The organism is Bifidobacterium sp. JNUCC 75 (assembly GCF_054819865.1).
Genome location: NZ_JBTHIF010000001.1, coordinates 1,721,723 through 1,736,337, shown reverse-complemented (window position 1 = coordinate 1,736,337; position 14,615 = coordinate 1,721,723). Strand labels below are relative to the sequence as shown.

At 62.6% G+C, this 14,615-nt stretch carries 12 protein-coding genes; 4 read left to right on the top strand and 8 right to left on the bottom strand.

Going from position 1 to position 14,615, the window contains the following annotated elements; all coding sequences use genetic code 11:
• Nucleotides 1-46: 46 nt before the first annotated feature.
• The 3 genes from ACVWNW_RS06990 to ACVWNW_RS06980 all read right to left on the bottom strand — a co-directional run bounded on the left by ACVWNW_RS06990 (nt 47) and on the right by ACVWNW_RS06980 (nt 2,878).
• A complete protein-coding gene (locus ACVWNW_RS06990; protein ID WP_198229531.1) occupies nt 47-1,003 on the bottom strand; it encodes a nucleoside hydrolase in 957 nt (318 codons plus the stop codon).
• Nucleotides 1,004-1,526: 523 nt separating this feature from the next.
• Complete coding sequence (locus tag ACVWNW_RS06985) at nt 1,527-1,730, bottom strand: hypothetical protein (protein ID WP_015021464.1); 204 nt, start codon at nt 1,728-1,730, stop codon at nt 1,527-1,529.
• Between the two features lie 113 nt (nt 1,731-1,843).
• Nucleotides 1,844-2,878, bottom strand: a complete 1,035-nt coding sequence (locus tag ACVWNW_RS06980) for an alpha/beta hydrolase (protein WP_461196349.1) — start codon at nt 2,876-2,878, stop codon at nt 1,844-1,846.
• 174 nt (nt 2,879-3,052) lie between these two features.
• On the opposite strand from ACVWNW_RS06980, the gene ACVWNW_RS06975 reads away from it, so the two are divergent.
• Nucleotides 3,053-3,772 (top strand): DUF4391 domain-containing protein, encoded by a 720-nt coding sequence (locus ACVWNW_RS06975; protein ID WP_186363852.1) that lies wholly within the window; start codon nt 3,053-3,055, stop codon nt 3,770-3,772.
• 35 nt (nt 3,773-3,807) lie between these two features.
• Here ACVWNW_RS06975 and ACVWNW_RS06970 read toward each other — a convergent pair whose 3' ends face one another.
• A complete protein-coding gene (locus ACVWNW_RS06970) occupies nt 3,808-4,992 on the bottom strand; it encodes a CdaR family transcriptional regulator (RefSeq protein WP_186363851.1) in 1,185 nt (394 codons plus the stop codon).
• A 200-nt stretch (nt 4,993-5,192) separates the two neighbouring features.
• Here ACVWNW_RS06970 and ACVWNW_RS06965 point away from each other — a divergent pair, with 200 nt between their 5' ends.
• Nucleotides 5,193-6,491 carry a GntP family permease gene (locus tag ACVWNW_RS06965; RefSeq protein WP_454481907.1) on the top strand — a complete coding sequence of 433 codons (1,299 nt, stop codon included), beginning with the start codon at nt 5,193-5,195 and terminating at the stop codon, nt 6,489-6,491.
• Nucleotides 6,492-6,518: 27 nt separating this feature from the next.
• Nucleotides 6,519-7,649: a glycerate kinase gene (locus tag ACVWNW_RS06960; RefSeq protein WP_454481905.1), complete on the top strand. Its 1,131-nt coding sequence runs from the start codon at nt 6,519-6,521 to the stop codon at nt 7,647-7,649.
• Nucleotides 7,650-7,784: 135 nt separating this feature from the next.
• Here ACVWNW_RS06960 and ACVWNW_RS06955 read toward each other — a convergent pair whose 3' ends face one another.
• Nucleotides 7,785-8,903 (bottom strand): zinc-binding dehydrogenase, encoded by a 1,119-nt coding sequence (locus ACVWNW_RS06955; protein WP_052323105.1) that lies wholly within the window; start codon nt 8,901-8,903, stop codon nt 7,785-7,787.
• Nucleotides 8,904-9,128: 225 nt separating this feature from the next.
• Here ACVWNW_RS06955 and ACVWNW_RS06950 point away from each other — a divergent pair, with 225 nt between their 5' ends.
• Nucleotides 9,129-9,812 carry an SOS response-associated peptidase gene (locus ACVWNW_RS06950; protein WP_454481903.1) on the top strand — a complete coding sequence of 228 codons (684 nt, stop codon included), beginning with the start codon at nt 9,129-9,131 and terminating at the stop codon, nt 9,810-9,812.
• Between the two features lie 14 nt (nt 9,813-9,826).
• On the opposite strand, the gene ACVWNW_RS06945 is transcribed toward ACVWNW_RS06950, so the two are convergent.
• From ACVWNW_RS06945 to pepN, 3 genes are all read right to left on the bottom strand, one after another.
• A complete protein-coding gene (locus ACVWNW_RS06945) occupies nt 9,827-10,480 on the bottom strand; it encodes a peptide deformylase (protein WP_046322572.1) in 654 nt (217 codons plus the stop codon).
• A gap of 30 nt (nt 10,481-10,510) precedes the next feature.
• Entirely contained in the window at nt 10,511-11,887 is a 1,377-nt protein-coding gene (gene glmM, locus ACVWNW_RS06940; RefSeq protein ID WP_110424962.1) for a phosphoglucosamine mutase, read from the bottom strand.
• Nucleotides 11,888-11,985: 98 nt separating this feature from the next.
• Nucleotides 11,986-14,601: an aminopeptidase N gene (gene pepN / locus ACVWNW_RS06935; protein ID WP_454481900.1), complete on the bottom strand. Its 2,616-nt coding sequence runs from the start codon at nt 14,599-14,601 to the stop codon at nt 11,986-11,988.
• Nucleotides 14,602-14,615: the final 14 nt, after the last annotated feature.

Here is a 14,615-nt window from a genome sequence, read left to right as displayed (position 1 = left end):
CTTCAATTCTCTTTCTCTTGCGTGAACTTGCCGGGGACGGCGGACCTCAGTCAGCCTGGGAGGCCAGCTTCGTGATGCGGGTCATGAACTCGTCCAGGAAACGGGGCACGTCCACGCCGACGGCCACGCGCATGGTCTTATTCGGGTCGTTGAGCCGCTGCTCGTCACCGATGGTGCGCCCGCGAGTGGCCCCTTCGGTCTCCACCTTCATGTTCATGGGCAGGGTGGTCACCAGGGTCGGATCCACGGCCACGCCCACGGCCAGTGGATCGTGCAGGCCGCAACCACCCAGGTGGGGCGAGGTGGTCTCGTAGGCCTTGATGTAGAAGTCGGTCATATCCGCCAGGAAGGTGCCTGCAGCAGTACCCAGCTGCCGCCAGCGGGCGGTCTCCTTGTAGGTGAGCAGGGTCTGTAGCGTCACGTCCAGGCCGACCATGGTCACGGGCGCACCGGAGCGGAAAAGCACGTCGGCCGCGTCCGGATCCTGGGAGATATTGGCCTCTTGCCAGGCATCAACATTGCCCGGCACGGTCAGAGCCCCGCCCATGAGCACGATGGAGCCGATGCGCTGGGCAATATCAGGCTCCTTGGCCAGGGCAGCAGCGATGTTGGTCATGGGGCCGGTGGGCACGTAGACCAGATCCTTGCCGTAGGTATTGACCGCTTCGATGATGAAGTCCACGGCCGACTGCGTCTCCGCCTTGCGGTCGGAGTCAGGTATGGCTACGTCGCCGATGCCGTTCTCTCCGTGGATAAAGGCGGAGACAGGCAGCACCTTGAAAGAGTCCGCCTTGGATGCGTGGGACAGACCCGGATAGACCTTGACCTCGGGGTGGCCCAGCAGATCGGTGATGGCCAGATCGTTGCGGATGCCCTGCTCCAGCAGCACGTTGCCATAGGTGCCCGTTATGCCGATCAGCTCAACTTCAGGGCTGCCCAAGGCATAGGAGATGGCCAGAGTGTCGTCGACACCAGTGTCCAGATCGAGAATCAGCTTACGCATACAATGTTTCCTTTCATTGCCATGGCTGTATGGAACCATGGCCTTATACATCCACGATGTCCTTGTGGTGGATGCTTGTTTATCATATGCGAAATTGAGCAGTTTCGCTGCCCATGACAGGCGCAAGTCGTGGACAATATCCTCAGATGTTCATGTAGCCGGCAACCAGGGCCTGGATAGCGAATCCAGAAGCTGGTTTTTCGGGCGATTCCCTGGTTCACCATGGCGAGCCGGACCGACGGGCCACTCCCCCAGGTGCCTATGATTACCCTGATTCTGCCCGGATGATCTGGCGAAAGGGGAACCCGAAGCCGCAATTCGAGGACGACGACACAATCTGCAACTGATGACCGCCCTGGCCCTGCTGGCCTGCTTCCTGCATGACAGCCCGGCCCATCTGATCCGCCACGGCCAACCGAACCAGGCAGAGGCCCGGGCCCGGGCATGAGACCAGACATAAGAAGAGGGCGGAGCTGGATACCGGCCCGCCCTCATGGAATCTGATACCTCAAATTTTGATGCCTCAGATGTTGAAGACCTGCTTGGCCAGCTTGGCGATGGTGTCGCCGCCCAGCTGTGCGACATCATTCTTGCACTGGTTAATCCTGCCGAAGAGCTGGTCCGCGTCGTTGTATGACAGGGGCTGGCCGATTTCCTTGGACAGGTCAACCAGCTGGTCGATGGTCTCCAGGTTGCTCAGCTTCTCTACCAAGGTCTTCTCGTCCATGAATCACTCCTCTATAAGCGGCTGTGCAGACACCGGGGGCCTTGCGCCATCGATGCCCACCTTTCTCTACCCATCATAGCCAGCGATCGGATGAACCGGGCGCGCAGAAAGGCTCAAATCAGATCGTAGGAGAAATCGCGAATCTGGTCCAGGGTCTGTCGGCTCTCCTCTAGCCAGGTCATGGCCACCGGATAGACGTGTCCCAGGGTCTGCAGACGGTTGGGCCTCGGGTCGTGCAGCTCGAAGTCGCGGCCCTTCCTGCACAGAATCTCGGCCAGCTTCAGAGCGTCGCCCTGTAGAAAATCGTCGGCACTGGTGTTCAGGAAGACCGGCGGCAGGTGGACCATGTCGACCATGGTCGTCAGGTCGGCCGCCTGGTCGCCCCCAGCATGCACAAAGCTTCTGAAGAAGGATGGAGCAACCATGGCCAGGTCATCGGTGGGTGAACTGGATGGTTGGCGGTCTTCCGTATCCACCGATACGTAAGGAGCCAGATCGAAAAGCCCTGAAACGAAGGCAGCGCCCCGAGGCCGCAGACCGGCAGGTTTCAGCCCCAGCATCTGCGCGAATTGGTCATCGGACTCCACTGCCAGCGTATAGAGGGCCAGCGTGCCTCCGGCCGAGTCTCCCGTCAGAAAGATCCGATCAGGCGAAACCGGATACTCGTCCAGGTGGTTCTTTATCCAGGTCAGGGCCGTCAGCACGTCACCCAGCTGGCCCATGAAGTCCGTACTGGGAATCAGCCGGTAGTTGACCGAGAAGACCGCAAAGCCGCGCTGGGCCAGGTGGGTGCAGAAGTTCCGGTTGAGTTCCTTGTAGCCGTACATGAACCCGCCGCCGTGGATGTCGATGTAGACCGGGGTCACCTTGCCGTAGCGCAGCAGGGCATCATGAGGAAGGTACAGATCCAGCTTGTGGGCGCGCAGACCATCGTCCACATAGGCGATGTCGTTCAGGCAGTCCACCCCCTCGGGTACCTGCCAGTGACGGGAGCGGGGAGCATCCACGCGCCCGCTGGCCAGCCGGGAGCCCAGAACGACCTGAGCCACATCCGGACTGCAGCCATCAAGATCGCCATCGACCTCGGTCCAGCCCTCTAAAAGTTCGCGTTCCTTATCGGTTACAGTCATCTTTGCATCTTTGCTCATCATTCAGCCCTCATCATTCCAACCCACAGATCTTGCGCATGTCTGCAGCTCGTTCAGCTCCCGCATCCGCTCTTCCGGGTTTACAGCTAATATACATGCCGGCAAACGGACACTCTTGCCCCTGATCGCGCTCCTGCCGGTAGAATGACGGCAACAGCGACAGAAAGGCCAAGGATGACAATCGCAACCTACGAAGGCGTATCCGCGCTCTCCCTGGGCCTGCCGCCCACCACCGCCATTCCAGCAGCCAAAGGTGAACTGCCCATAAGGGCCTTCACCACGCGACCGCCCGTCTCCTCACGGCTGCGTCAGCACTTCTCCACCAGCGTCGACAAGATCGTCATGCTGGCCCTGCTGCGGCCCGGAACCATTCCTGTGACGGACGGCGCACACTGCCATGAGGTGCTGGTCATGGCCATCGGGCTGAAGACCCCCGATGTACCGGAGGACGTGCTGGAACATATCGCCGCCATGCGCTCCTCAGGCATGGTTTTCATCACCATTCACCAGGGTGAAAAGGGGCTCGTCTGCACGCCGGCCGTCCGCCGGGCCCTGCCCACCAAAGCCGGTCATGAGACCAGGCATGCGCTCCACCTGGGCAGACCCCGTCCTGCTGATCAGACCAACCTGGCCCTGGCCGGCGACGATATGGACCAGCTCTGGGACAGCCTCTGTGCCCAGGTGACCCTGGACCAGACTGACGGCAAAGATCTGGACAGCCGACTCGCCATCCGCGAGCGCATCGACCTGCTCAAGGCCCAGGAAGCCAAGTTGACCGGAGACCACGGCCGGGCCAAAACCACCCAGGACCGCAACACAGCCTTCGCCAAACTCCAGAAAGTCCGCGCCGAACTGAAGCAGCTTTCCGCAGATAATCAGACGGCAGAGGATTAGAACACAGAGTCTAGTCGGGCCTAGTTCGGCCTAGTTCATCCACCAAACTGACCAGGGGTCTCAGTATTGCCACTCAACTCGGCGCTTTCGTCGGGAATATCCTTGTAGGCCAGGTATTTGCGAAGTTCGAAGGCCGTGGCCAGGATGGGATAATCGCTCAGGCGACGGGGGTTGTAGCCTGTCTCTCTGGCCAGGGCATCCAACCGGTTCTGCATGGTGTTCTTGTGGATGAAAAGCTCTTGGGCGGCGTGGGTGATGCTGCCATTGTGACGGGTATAGGCGCTGAAAACACTCTCAAACCGATCGACACGATCCGGCGCCAGACCCGCAAAGACCTGCTCCACAAAGGCCCGGCATTGCTCGGTGGACAGTGAGGTGATCAGTAGCCCCGCGCCCATCTGTTCGTACCGATACCGCTGGTCATCGGCAGTGAACCCGGCCCAGCGCGCAGCGACGCAGGCCTGCCGGTAGCTGTGCCAGTACTGGCCCGGATTCGCCTGAATCATTCCCGCACCCAGCACCACCTTGGAGCCTACTGCCTGACCAAGGGCCTTGCGCAGAGCAGTCACGAATTCATCAAGCTCGGCATCCCCCATCCGCGGCGCATAGATGCGAAAGTCCCTTGGACTCACAGCGAAGAGGGGAACCCCGAAAGACAGACATGTCTGGCAGAGCCTCTCGTAGAGTCGATCCTGGTTGAGCCTTTCCAGCCGGATGCCTGGCGCCCGGCCGACCAGAGCCAGCCGTGGACCCGACAGATTCAGGTCGAGGGCCAGGGCCAGAGCGTTCATCAATTCGTCGTCCTTGTGCTCCAGGGTCAGCAGGTTGACCAGGTTGGTGGTCATGATCCGCCGGTTGAATCGGGCGATCTGCTCCATGCTGGCGCAGAGCATGAGCTCGGTCATGCGCTCGATGATCCCGCCCAGAGCGCCCACCTTGTTCACTGGTCCAGTGATTCCGATGACCGCCACCACCGCATCGTTGAGCACCACCGGCACGTTGACACCGTCACGGGCTCCCTGATAAGGATGCCGACGATCCACGGCAACGGTCTGGCAGTCAACGGCCGCCTGACGGGCCGCGTCATGGAAGCTGCCTATGCGCGAAGCATCAGTGCTGGCCACCATAGTTCCTTCGGTGTCGAAAAAGTTGATGTTGTACTCGATTACATCCTTGAGATTGTCGACGATTGTCTGCGCCGTCGCAGGATCTATGGTCATGGCTTGCCTCCCTACGGACATGGTACATGAACCATTTTTGCCAACGCCATCCATCCCTTTTCGAGTATGGGAGCCCTGGCAAAAAGAGCAAAACAGAGCCACAATGGAAGTGAGAAAAATCATGGGACTGTTACTGGTCTGGCAGCTACGACGATGCCAACCCTGGTCCCTGGCACAAGTTACGGATCAAAGGAACTGACATGGACATTACCCTGTCATGGTGGGCCGCCCTGCTGGGCCTGGCCCTGGCCATTATCCTCATTCTCAAGAAGCTCAACACCACCTACGCACTCATGCTGGGAGCCATCGTAGGATGCCTGATCGGTGGCGCCTCCCTGGGCCAGACCGTCAACATCGTGGTGGCCGGCTCCCAGAGCGTCATGGGCACGGTTATCCGGGTCCTGGCTGCTGGAGTGCTGGCGGGAGTCATGATGGAGTCCGGCGCGGCCAACCGGATAGCCCGAGCCATAGTGGACGGCCTGGGCGAGCGCTTGGCCATCCTCTCCCTGGCCCTGGCCACCATGATCATCTGCGCCGTCGGGGTCTTCATTCCCGTGGCCGTTCTGATTGTGGCACCCATCGCCATCGAGGTCGGCAGCCGACTCAAGATCTCCAAGCTGGCTTTGCTGATCGCCCTGTCTGGCGGAGGCAAGGCCGGCAACATCATCTCCCCCAATCCCAACACCATCGCGGTGGCCTCAGGGTTCCACATACAGCCCTCGGCTGTCATGATCGGCAGCTTCATCCCGGCTCTATGCGGACTGGCCATGGCCGTCCTGCTGGCCACCATCATGCAGCATCGCGGGCGGATCGTCACCATGGACGACCTTGGCGAGGATGCGGCTAAAGCCTCCAAGGACAAGGACCTGCCCTCCTTGGGACGCTCACTGGTGGCTCCCATCACCGCCGTGGTCCTGCTCCTGCTCAACCCCGTGGGTTCCATTCTGCACATCGGCCTGCTGGAGCGGTTCCAGGTGGATGCCATGTACATCCTGCCCCTGGCATCCATCCTGGGCCTGCTGGCCATGGGGCAAGGCGGCAAAATCCTCACATACACCAGTGCCGGTCTGCAGCGCATGGTTGATGTGGTCCTCATCCTGATCGGAGCCGGAGCCCTGGGCGGGCTGATCACCAGCTCCGACCTGCCCAAGCAGATCGTCAACCTCATCCATGCCATGGGCGTGCCCGGGTCCATGCTGGCCCCCATCGCCGGCATCCTCATGGCCGCCGCCACGGCCTCCACATCCACGGGCGTCATCCTGGGCAGCAGCTCATTCGGCAAGTCCATCCTGGCCTTTGGCACCTCGGGGGTAGCTGCCGCCGTCACCATGCAGGCGGGCGCCACGGTCATCGACCAGCTGCCCCACGGCAACTACTTCCACGTCACCGCCAAGTCCATCAACATGACCCTGGGCGAGCGGATGAAGGTCGTCCCCTTTGAGTTCCTGGTAGGCCTGACCATGACCCTGGTGGCCATGCTGGTCTATCTGGTCTTCTAAGTCGACGAGTCAGGAAAGGTAACAACCATGAAAATCATCATTGCACCCGACTCCTTCAAGGGCAGCCTGACCGCCAAGGAGGCTGCAAAAGCCATTGAACGCGGATTGCAACGCAGCCCCCTCAAGGCCGAAATGGTCCTGGTGCCCATGGCCGACGGCGGTGAGGGCACGGTCCAGTCCCTGGTCGATGCCACCGGAGGCCATATGATCCAGACCCAAGTCACCGGACCCCTGGGCCAGACCGTGGACGCCAGCTACGGCATTTTGGGCGACGGGCGAACGGCCGCCATCGAGATGGCTGCGGCCAGCGGCATCCAGTTCGTCGATGAACAGACCCGAGATCCGCTGGTCACCACCACCTACGGTACGGGCGAGCTGATCAGCAAAGCCCTGGACCAGGGCGCGCAGGAGATCATCGTCGGCCTCGGCGGTTCGGCCACCAACGACGGCGGTGCCGGCATGGCCCAGGCCCTGGGTGCCCGGCTGCTGGATGCTGACGGACGAGAATTAAGTCAGGGAGGAGCTGCACTGGCTCGACTGGACCGAATCGACGTCTCCGGGTTGGATCCCAGACTTGCAAGCACCCGCATTCGTCTGGCCTCGGACGTGACCAACCCCCTGACCGGTCCCGAAGGAGCCTCTGCCGTCTTCGGGCCGCAAAAGGGGGCGGACCCATCCATGGTGGCCACCTTGGATGCGGCCCTGGGCCACTATGCAGCCGTCATCCGCAAGGACCTGCACCGGGAGGTGGAGACCAAACCGGGGGCAGGGGCCGCCGGAGGTCTGGGCGCAGGATTCCTGGCCTTCACTCCGGCCGTTATGGCCTCAGGCGTCAATATTGTCGTAGAGACCACACGCCTTAAGGAGCTGGCCCGCGGCGCCGACCTCTGCTTCACCGGCGAGGGCGGCATCGATTTCCAGACCGGTTTCGGCAAGACCCCCATGGGCACAGCCCAGGCCGTCAAGGAGTCCTCCCCTGGCTGCAAGGTCATCGCCCTGGCAGGGAACGTGGGTGCAGGTACCGAAGAGCTCTACAAAGTGGGCATCGATGCCATCTTCAGTATCAGCCCCGGGCCCGTCAGCCTTGAGGAGGCCATGGCCAAAGCCGCCGAGAACCTTGCCGCAGTGGCCGAGAACATCGGCAGGCTCCTGGCCTGATCCGGCTCTCGGATTAGCAGAACACGAAAGGGGCTCCGGATGTCTTATGCACCCGGAACCCCTGATAATCAGAACCCCTGTCAGAACTCCTGTTCGGCACAATCATCAGCAGTAATGCCGGACAGCTGAAAGGAATCAGTCGAATTCGGTGATGACCGAACGGATGACCTCGCCGTTGACCAGCTGCTTGTAGGCCTCATCGATCTGGCTCAGCTTGATGTGCTGGCTGACAATGTCATGCATGTTCAGCCGCCCGTCCACAGCGAAGTCAGCATACATGGGGATGTCGTGCTTGATGTTGGTGGAGCCCATCCACACGCCCTTGAAGCCACGCTGGTGGACCAGCAGGTCGGCGGGGTTGATCTCCAGGGAGACCGTGGCATCCGGCTTGGTCAGGCCGATCGGGTAAGCAGTGCCGCCCACGCCCAGCATGTCCCAGGCCTGCTTCATGGTGACGGGCAGACCGATGGCCTCGAAAGCCTGGTCCACGCCGCCGTCGGTCAGCTCGCGCACCTTGGCCACAGGATCCTCGTTCTTGGAGTTGATGACGTCGGTGGCGCCGAACTTGCGGGCAAACTCCAGCTTGTTGTCCAGCAGGTCGATGGCGATGATCCGCTTGGCACCGCAAATCCGGGCTCCCGAAATGATGTTCAGGCCGATGCCGCCGGTGCCGATGACGGCCACGGTGTCGCCGGGACGCACATGGGCGGTGTTGATGGCCGCTCCGGCTCCGGTGATGGTGGCGCAACCGATGCAGGCGGCCTCATCCCACTTGACCTGGTTGTTGACCACAGCCAGCTGGTTCTCGTGAATCAGGGCCTTCTCGGCAAAGCCGCCGGTGCCGAAGGCCTGGGTGATGGGCCGACCATCGGGGAAGGACAGACGGGGCTTCTCCCCCGCGCCGCGCACGCACTCCTGCTGCTGGGTGCAGGATTGGGGCTGACCCTTGAGGCAATTGGCGCAGTGTCCACAGACCTGCTCCAGGGAGGCCACCACATGGTCGCCCACCTTGATGCCGGACACCTCGGGGCCCACGGCCTCGACGATGCCCGAGATCTCATGGCCGATCACAGCCGGGAAGGGGAAGAACTTGTCGTCATCCTCGACCAGATGCAGATCCGAATGGCACAGACCCGAGGCCTGCACGTCCACCAGGACCTCCGCGCCAATGGGGTCATCAATGATGATCTCCTCGGGCTGGGCAAACCCCTTGCCGATGCCATAGGCAATCGACGCCTTGATCTTCTGAGGCATAAACCATCTCCTAATCACCATGCCGCCGCCGGCCTCATGCCAGGCAGGGCAAAAACAACGTTGAATATTCCGCTGTGGCCACGGCCATCCTCAATGTATGCACCGCTGCCGCAGACCACCTTCATGCTAGCAGGAAAGAGGGGTCAATCAGCATTTAGACTTGCCCGGAAAAAGGCCTCCGGCGTTTCCTCGACGGGGACTCCAAGCATCCATAGAATGGGCTTCATGTGTGGACGATTCGCGGCTGATCTGGACTACTCAAGTCTGGCCCAACACTACGGTGCCCGGCAGGCTCCGGGACTGCCCGAGCCCTCTTGGAACATCAGCCCCGGGTCGGTCATAGCCCTGGTGGCCCAAGACCGACATGGGCAGCGGCACCTGCATCCGGCCCGCTGGAACCTGGTCCCCTCCTGGTCCGAAAGCGATCAGATGGCCTACCCCACCCACAACGCCCGGGTGGAAAGCGCCCTGACCAAGCGGACCTACGCGGACTCGGCCAAGAGTCAGAGGGCCATCATTCCGGCAAGCGGCTACTACGAGTGGACACCTGACCATCAGCCTTACTACTTCCAGGCCCCCGACGGCCACACCCTGAACATCGGCGGACTCTACTCCTGGTGGCGTGCCAGGCCTGGCCAACCCTGGCTGCTGACGGCCACCATCCTGACGACACAAGCCACGCCGGAGGCCGCCCGCGTGCACGACCGGATGCCCCTGCTGATCACTGATGAGAACCTGAACTCCTGGCTGGACCCAGGCACAGAAGGCACGGCGATCCTGCCCAAGGCTGTGGAGTTTGGCCGCCATGCCTCCGAAGCATTGACCATGCACCCGGTGGCGCCCCTGAAAGGGGACGGTCCGGAGCTGACAGAGGCTATGGCCCTGGACCAGAGGGTCAAGAGAATTTAGAGGGTTCGCAGGATTCAGATGGTGAAGCCCAGCTCCTCTGCCGCCTCGGTGGGGACCGGGTCGTAGGCCCAGTACTCGCTCAGGTTCTCGTCGGAGGACAGGCTGCGAATCTCGGCCTTGTCGATGTAGACCTCGCCCGACAGATGATCGGTCTCATGCTGGAAGATGCGGGCCGGCCAGCCGTGCATGCGCTGGCGGTGCTTGCGCCCGGAACGGTCCTCCCAACTGGCCGTGATGTCCAGCCAGCGCCGCCGAACCGCCTGGAATCCTTCCAGGGACAGGCACCCCTCGTAGAAGGCCGCGGTCTCCTGCCCGATAGGTTCATAGGAGGGGTTGATGATGACCCTGAAGGGCAGTTCGTCGATCTGACGCGGATCATCCTCGTCGTCGCGGACATGATCCTCTATGACGGCGATGGCCAGGCCCAGGCCCACCTGAGGTGCCGCCAACCCCACGCCCGGTGCCTCAAGCATGGTGGCCCGCATAGCCTTGAGCAGCCTGTTCAGAGTCTTGGCCGCCAGCTGACCCTTGTAGGGCTGGGCCTGCTGACGAAGTACGGGCTCGCCCATCTGCACAATAGGCAGGAGCTCTTCTTTGCCGGCCTCGGCCAGCATGGATTCCACCCGGTGATTGAGATCGGCGTCGAAGGCCGCCTTTCTGCCGAACATGGATGATTCCGCCTTTCCTGGGTCGTCGGTTCAGATGGCCAGCTCGTCGGCCACGACTGAGGCCAGCCGCTGGCAGACCTGGTCGGCCTGCTCCTGGGTGGCCGCCTCGACCATGACCCTGACCAGAGGCTCGGTGCCCGAGGGCCGCAGCAGGACCCGGCCGGTGCTGCCCAGCATCCGCTCCTCCGCCTCGACAGCATCCTGGACCTTGGCATTGGTGCGGGCCGCGTTCTTGTCCACACCGGAGACGTTGATCAGCTGCTGGGGCAGCTGTGGGAAGTCGGCAGCCAGCTCCTTGAGGCTCTTGCCCGAGCGCACGACCTCCTTGGCCAGGGTCAAGGCAGTCAGGGTTCCGTCGCCCGTGGTGGCGAACTCGCGGTTGATGACGTGCCCGGACTGCTCGCCGCCCAGGGTATAGCCTCCGCGCAGCATCTCCTCAAGGACGTAGCGGTCGCCCACAGCCGTCTGGACGGTGACGATGCCCATCTGCTTCAGGGCCAACTTGAGTCCCAGGTTGCTCATGACGGTGACCACCAGGGTGTCGTTGGCCAACTTGCCCTCACGCTGCTTGGCGCGGGCCAGAATGCCCATGATCTGATCGCCGTTGACCATGGTTCCCTCTTCGTCCACGGCCAGACAGCGGTCGGCATCCCCGTCGAAGGCCACGCCCATGACCGCGTCCGAGGCCTTGACCATGGCCTGCAGCTGCTCGGGGTGGGTGGAACCGGCGTGTTTGTTGATGTTGTATCCGTCGGGCGAGGCATTGATGACCACCACGTCCGCACCAGCCCGGCGCAGTGCCTCGGGGGCTACCACCGAGGTGGCTCCGTTGGCGCAGTCGGCCACGATCCGCAGACCGTCCAATGGCTTGGTTTGGGTCTTGTCAGGGGCGACAGGGGCCACGGCCTCCACCAAATGGTCGATGTACATGTTGGTGGCGGTCACCGTGTCATGGGAGACGCGGCCCACGCCCTCTCCCACCGGGCGCTCCCAGTCCTGGCCAAGGACCGATTCGATGTCGTCCTCCTTGGAATCCTGGAGCTTGAACCCGCCCCGGGCGAAGAACTTGATGCCGTTGTCCGGCATGGGGTTGTGGGAGGCGGAGATGACCGCCCCCATCTCCACGTTCAGCACACTGGTCAGATAGGCGATGCCCGGAGTAGGAATGATGCCCACGTCGATCACGTCGAAACCGCCCGATGACATGCCGGCAGCCAGGGCCGAGGCCAGGAAGTCCCCGGAGACCCGGGTGTCGCGGCCGATCAGGGCCCGTCGGCGGCCCGCGGACCGATCCGCGCCACGGCCCAGGACCCGGACCGCTGCATCGCCCAGATCAAGGGCCAGCTGTGCAGTCAGGTCTCTATTGGCTAAACCGCGTACACCATCGGTACCGAATAATCTGGGCATTTGCTCTCCTCCGAACGTACCATCCTGAATGCAGGCAACAGATTCATTATGACCCCGCCCCTGACCCGTCGCTACTTGGGCCGGGGCGGGCAGAATACTCAGTGCAGATGCTCGTTGTATTCGCGGACCTTGAGTATGCGTCTGGAGGACTCCGTGTTCTGGATGATCATCCCACGCAGGGCCTTGGGGGCCTCAGCATGGTCGGCCAGCCAGGCATCGCCCGCCTTGACCAGGGCGGCCGGGTCGGCCTTGGTCGGGTAGAGTCCGCCCGCCGACAGGGGGTTGAGCAGGGTCTCCGCAATGTGGAAGGTCTTCTGGGTCCAGACCTCGTCCACGGCTGCGAAGAAGCGGTCCACGTAGGGCGCGAAGAGCTCCTGGTCCCCTGAACCGGAGAAGCCGTCGGCCAAGGCCTCGATCTGCGAATTGGTCAGATCCTCATTGTGCAGAGCCTGATCCCAGGCCCAGGCCTTGGCCTCGGAAGTCGGACGTGCAGCCCGGGCTCCCATGGCGAACTCGCGGTTCTCCGTGGTGTCTTTCGCGGCCAACTCCCGCTCAATCTCGCCGTCAGCCAGCAGGTCGTGGGCGGATAGGGCGTGGATGATCAGCCAGCGGGTGTTGTTGTCGATGGTCAGCCCCTCCAGCTTCAGGTCGCCACTCAGCAGACCCCGGGCGTGGTCCTCGAAGTCGGCGTCGTCTCCGTAGCCCAGGTAGGCGCGGACCAGCTGGAACTGCTCGTCCGAACCGGGTTGGGCCTTCATGGCCAGATCCCAGAGCGTGCTGGCCACCAGCTGCAGCATGGGCAGACGGCGACGGGAGGCGGTGAAGTGGTGGGCGGCCGTGGAGATCTGAGACAGGGCGTAGCGGAAGGTGGTGGACTGGTGCTCGGTGGCCAGTGCCTTCAAGCTCAGGCTGATGAAGCGCTCAGCAGGGAACTGCGCATCCCTGGTCATGTCCCAAAGGCTGAGCCAGACCACGGCCCGGGCCAGACGGTCCCCGATCCGGTACAGGTTCTGCGTGGCATACTCCAGAGAATCCTGATCCAGACGCAGCTTGGCGTAGGTCAGGTCGTCGTCGTTGATCAGAATCAGGGCCGGACGCTTCTTGCCGACGACCTGGGGCACTTCGGCTCCCTGGCCGTCCAGATCCAGCTCGAACCGGTCTGTACGCACCACCTTGCCGGACTGGTCCTCGTCATAGAAGCCCACAGCCAGGCGGTGAGGACGCAGGACCGGATGCTCCTCGGGGGCGGTCTGGTCGATCCGCATGGCGGTGATGGTCCCCTGCTCGTCGGTCTGCACCTGGCTGGTCAGGGTGGTGATGCCGGCCTCCTCAAGCCAAAGACGGGACCAGTTGCCCAAATCGCGGCCGCTGGTCTTCTCCAGCTCGGTCAGCAGATCCTTCAGGGTGGCGTTGCCGTGGGCATGGGCCGTCAGATAGTTGTGGATGCCCTGGAAGAAGCGATCACGGCCCACGTAGGCGACCAGCTGCTTCAGCACGGAACCGCCCTTGGCGTAGGTGATGCCATCGAAGTTGACCTCGGTGTCATGCAGGTCGCGGATGGGGGCCACCACGGGGTGGGTGGTGGGCAGCTGGTCCTCGGTCAGGGCCCAGCTCTTCTCGCCGGAGCAGAAGGTGGCCCAGTCGTCGGTCCACTCAGTGGCCTCGGCGGTGGCCAGGGTCGACATGAACTCGGCGAAGGACTCGTTCAGCCACAGATCGTTCCACCACTTCATGGTCACCAGGTCGCCGAACCACATGTGGGCCAGCTCGTGCAGGACGGTCTCCACACGGCGGTTGATCTGGGCCCCGGTGGCCTTGGACTCGAAGACGTAGGAGTCACGGAAGGTAACCAGTCCGATGTTCTCCATGGCGCCCGCGTTGTATTCGGGCACGAAGATCTGGTCGTACTTAGCCCAGGGGAAGGGCAGGTCCCAGGTTTTGGCGTAGAAGGCGAAGCCCTTCTTGGTCACGTCGAAGAGGTATTCGGCATCCCCGTCCAGGGAGTCCTTCAGCGCCTGGCGGCAGTACAGGCCCATGGGGATGGTCCGGCCGTCCTCGTTATGGTACTCGCTGGTCCAACGGGCGTAGGGTCCGGCGGCGAAAGCGGTCAGGTAGGAGCTCATGACCGGGGTGGTCTGGAAGACCCAACGGGTCACGCCCTCGGTACGGCCGTTCTCCAGGGTTCCCTCGGCGATGCGGCTGTCCAGGGCCTGATGGGAGGCGGGAGGCATGTTGGACAGAACCGTCCAGGATGCGGGGGCATCCACGGTGAAGTCGAAGACGGCCTTGATGTCCGGCTGGTCGAAGACTGCGTAAACTCGGCGGGCGTCGGGCACCTCGAACTGGGAGTAGAGGTAGACGTTGCCATCCGAGGGATCCACGCTGCGATGCAGACCCTCGCCTGTGCGCGAATACCGGCAGAGGGCCTCCACCCGCAGCTGGTTGTGCTCGCTCAGGTCGTTAAGCTCAATCCGGTTGTCTCGGAAGGCCAGGGCCGGGTCAAGACGCCGGCCGTTCAGCTCGATCAGGCTGACCTGGTCGGCAATCAAATCCACAAAGGTGGACTCCCCCGGCCGGGCATCAAAGTCGATCAGGGCGGTAGAGGGGAAGGTGGCAGGCCCCTTGGTCAGGTCCAGATTGACTTTATAGCTGACATTGGATACGACGACGGCTCGCTCTTCGGCTTCCACACGAGTCAGATTGGCTCCGGGCATGAATTTCCTTTCGC